At 35.1% G+C, this 3,969-nt stretch carries 3 protein-coding genes and 1 tRNA gene; 2 read left to right on the top strand and 2 right to left on the bottom strand.

Annotated elements, in window-relative coordinates; genetic code table 11:
- The first annotated feature begins 152 nt into the window (after positions 1 to 152).
- Positions 153 to 905, top strand: coding sequence for a DUF2490 domain-containing protein (locus EKM02_RS05475; RefSeq protein ID WP_126452867.1), 753 nt, complete (start codon positions 153 to 155; stop codon positions 903 to 905).
- A 397-nt stretch (positions 906 to 1,302) separates the two neighbouring features.
- Here the strand turns inward: EKM02_RS05475 and der are convergent, their stop codons facing one another.
- Together der and era are read right to left on the bottom strand one after the other, a co-directional pair.
- On the bottom strand, positions 1,303 to 2,613 hold the full coding sequence (gene der / locus EKM02_RS05470) for a ribosome biogenesis GTPase Der (protein ID WP_126452865.1): 1,311 nt from the start codon (positions 2,611 to 2,613) through the stop codon (positions 1,303 to 1,305).
- A gap of 279 nt (positions 2,614 to 2,892) precedes the next feature.
- Positions 2,893 to 3,774, bottom strand: coding sequence for a GTPase Era (gene era, locus EKM02_RS05465; RefSeq protein WP_126452863.1), 882 nt, complete (start codon positions 3,772 to 3,774; stop codon positions 2,893 to 2,895).
- A gap of 118 nt (positions 3,775 to 3,892) precedes the next feature.
- Between era and EKM02_RS05460 the strand changes: the two genes are divergently transcribed.
- A tRNA-Met gene (locus EKM02_RS05460) sits at positions 3,893 to 3,965 on the top strand.
- The last annotated feature ends 4 nt before the right edge of the window (positions 3,966 to 3,969 follow it).

Raw genomic sequence — 3,969 nt, 5'->3', positions numbered from 1 at the left:
GTCCGCTTCACATAGCGTGTTTCTTCATGTTTTTCCATTAGGATACTTTTTGTGTATCGCTATTTCAGGACGGGACATTTAAATAAAATAAAATATACCCTATAGAAATACTAGACTTTTTTTTAAATTTGCCATAATCGAAATAAAATTTAGTGAAAACCATTAGAATCATCTTGTTTTTATTTGTGTCACTGGGCTGCCAAGGACAAAGCAGCAAAATAGTGGATCATCAAAGTATTCTTTGGACACGCTATTACAACCAATTATCGTTAAACGAGAAGTGGTCTCTGCATTCTGAATTTGACAATCGTCTTTTTGTAAAGCCTACTGCTGAAAATTTATATGTTATTCGTGTTCAAGGACGTTATAAAATTAATGATCATCTGGAAACTGGAGTCGGTTTTGCTTATTTCTCTGTTGACACGCAGGTTCCTGAAATTAATTTTGATTTTGAAATCCCGGAATATAGAGGGCAACAAGACATTACATGGAAAAAAATCATAGGTAAAGTAACTTTCCATCAACGTTTTCAATTAGAAGAACGTTTTATTCATAACGCTAGCAAGACTGATTTATCGCCGGGAACCTCGTTTTCATGGAGGTTCAGATATAGACTTCAAGGGGATTATACCTTTTGGAAAAAAGAAAAACACTTTGTCAAAGCAATATTATCTGATGAAGTAATGGTTAATTTTGGAAAAAAAATCATCAAAAATACGTTTGACCAAAACCGAATTTACATCGCTCTACAATATGGTTTTAATCCGAATATTGCTTTAGAATTGGGCTATTTAAACAGTTTTCAGCAGCGATCCAACGGAATTGATTATTTCAATAGAAATATTATCCGATTCAGTATATTGCATAAAATAAGACTCCAAAAAAAGAACCGAAAGAACTATTAGTACGTATATATTTTTACAAAAATACTAAATAATCATATTTTAAGTATTGATTATTAGTGTATTAACTAAATATTTAGAATTTAAGATGTGTCTTAATTAAAAGATATAATCATGAAAAATTTCGCAATTAAACTCGCGTGGTTTACCACCATTTACATTTTTGTATTTGCCGATTTATGTCAAACCACTATTCCTCTGCCAATTTTAATGATCCTATATTGCGTGGTATACCATTTATCCAATTTATGGTTTATACCGTTCTAACTGACGATTAAAACTACAAAAACATTCAAAGATTGGTACAGTGACCATCCTACGGAAACTTTTGAAGAAGAAAAACGTTAATTACTCAAATCCATTTTATGCAAAAAAAATCCCGATAAAATCGGGATTTTTTTTATTTTTCTCTAATATAAATATCGATTGGAACGCCTGAAAAGTCCCAGTTTTCTCTAATTTTATTCTCCAGATAACGTTTGTATGGTTCTTTTACATATTGTGGCATATTAGCAAAAAATACAAATTGTGGTGTAGGTGTTGGCAACTGCATGCAGTATTTAATTTTTACATACTTCCCTTTTGTTGCCGGTGGCGGGTAGGCTTCAATCACTTTCAACATAAATTCGTTGAATTTTGAAGTTGCAATATGCTGTTTTCTGTTTTCAAATACTTTGACGGTTGCTTCTAATGCTTTTAACAAACGCTGTTTGGTCAAAGCCGAAACAAAAAGAATAGGCACATCCGTAAATGGCATCAATTCTTCTCTGATTTTAGCTTCATAATCCCGAGTTGACATCGTTTCTTTTTCGACTAAATCCCATTTGTTTACTAATATTACAACTCCTTTACGGTTTTTCTCAGCCAACCAGAATATACTTTGATCCTGACCTTCAAATCCACGCGTGGCATCAATAATCAAAATGCAAATATCCGCATGCTCAATCGCACGAACCGAACGCATTACTGAGTAAAACTCTAAATCTTCCTTCACTTTCGCTTTACGACGAATACCCGCAGTATCCACTAAGTTAAATTCGAAACCAAAACGGTCAAATTTTGTGTCAATTGCATCCCGAGTTGTTCCCGCAATATTTGTAACAATATACCTGTCTTTACCAATTAAAGCATTGATAAAGCTTGATTTTCCAGCATTAGGACGTCCAACCACTGCAAAACGAGGCAATACAACTTCTTCCTGAGTTGGCTCTGGTTTTATAGGAAAAGCATCAATTAATGCATCTAATAAATCACCGGTTCCACTTCCTGAAATACTGGCAAACGTATAATATTCTCCTAAACCAAGGTTGTAAAACTCAATCGCATCTTTCTCACGCATGGAATTATCTACCTTGTTTACAGCCAGTAAAACTGGTTTTGTCACCTTACGCAACAATCGTGCAACGGCATCATCCATTGGAGTAATTCCTTCCTCTACATCTACCACAAAAATGATAACATCAGCCTCATCTATTGCAAGTTCGACTTGTTTACGGATTTCTCCTTCAAAAACATCATCAGAACCACGCACGTATCCGCCGGTATCAATTACAGAAAACTCTTTTCCGTTCCATTCGCTTTTTCCGTAGTTTCTGTCACGGGTCACTCCCGAAACAGAATCTACAATAGCTTCTCTTCTTTGTATCAGCCTATTAAAAAGGGTTGATTTCCCTACATTAGGTCTTCCTACTATCGCAACAATGTTATTCATAATCCTATTTTCAAATATTTTGCAAAGGTATGCTTTTTTTAGTTTGTAGTGACTAGTTTTGAGTATTCAGCAAAAAAGCACACTAACTGCACGCCTTCAAACTAAATTTCAATGCCTTTTTAGGAGCTATTTCCAGCTATCCACTCTATCTTTTATGTTTTAAAGAAAAACATAAAAGGATGCCGTTCCCATCTGGGCTAGGGCATTTCGAGTTCTACTATTATTTATCGTAAAATTTTTAGAGCTGAGCGCTAAAAAACTGAATCCGGAACAGTTGTCTTACTGATTATACCCAAATCGTTTCAACATATTAACGTTGCTACGCCAGTTTTTGTTGACTTTTACGTACAATTCAATATGGATTTGTTTTCCGAAAAACTTCTCCAAGTCGGCACGAGCTTCCATTCCTACTTTCTTCAAAGCGGCTCCTTTATGTCCGATGATGATTCCTTTTTGGGTTTCGCGCTCCACCATAATCAAAGAACGGATTCTGATAATGTTTTCATCCTCAAAAAACTCTTCGGTAACAATTTCTACGGCGTATGGAATTTCTTTACTATAATTCAATAATATTTTCTCCCGGATGGTTTCATTCACAAAGAAACGTTCTGGTTTGTCTGTCAATTGATCTTTCGGGTAATACGCCGGTGATTCCGGTAATAACTCAATGATACGTCCAAAAACTTCTGGCACATTAAAATTCTGCAAGGCAGATATTGGGAAAATTTCTGCATTTGGAACTTTGGCTGCCCAAAAAGCAACTTGCTCTTCTAGCTGCACTTGGTTTGAAGTATCAATTTTATTCAATAAAAGCAGAACTGGGATTGTGGCGTGAATAATTTTATTAAAGAAAGCTTCATCTTTCAAATCCTGCTCTCCAATTTCGACCATATAAATCAAGATATCAGCATCTTCAAAAGCAGACTTCACAAAATTCATCATAGATGCCTGCATTTCATAGGCAGGCTTTATAATTCCTGGTGTATCTGACAAGATCAATTGAAAATCTTCCCCGTTTACAATTCCAAGAATTCTATGGCGTGTTGTTTGTGCTTTTGAAGTAATTATGGACAATCGTTCTCCAACAAAGGCATTCATTAATGTTGATTTTCCAACATTTGGATTCCCTATGATGTTTACAAAACCTGCTTTATGTGACATTTTCAATATAATTTATTGTGCAAAGGTAGACATATCAAGTCAATAGACGAAATAAAACATTTTTTTAAATTTATGTTTGAATTTAGTAAATTTGGTTGTACATTTGCAGTCGAAACAACGCGGGATAGAGCAGTAGGCAGCTCGTCGGGCTCATAACCCGAAGGTCACTGGTTCGAGTCCAGTTCCCGCTACTAA

Origin of the sequence: Flavobacterium sp. RSP49 (assembly GCF_003968735.1) — a bacterium.
Lineage (GTDB): Bacteria > Bacteroidota > Bacteroidia > Flavobacteriales > Flavobacteriaceae > Flavobacterium.
Note: the sequence above shows the minus strand (reverse complement) of the source record. Positions and strands in the feature narration are given on the sequence as shown.

What these genes read in the sequence shown, in the direction of transcription:
- der (WP_126452865.1), bottom strand. Translation starts at nt 2,613, where the DNA reads ATGAATAACATTGTTGCGATAGTAGGAAGACCTAATGTAGGGAAATCA.
- era (WP_126452863.1), bottom strand. Translation starts at nt 3,774, where the DNA reads ATGTCACATAAAGCAGGTTTTGTAAACATCATAGGGAATCCAAATGTT.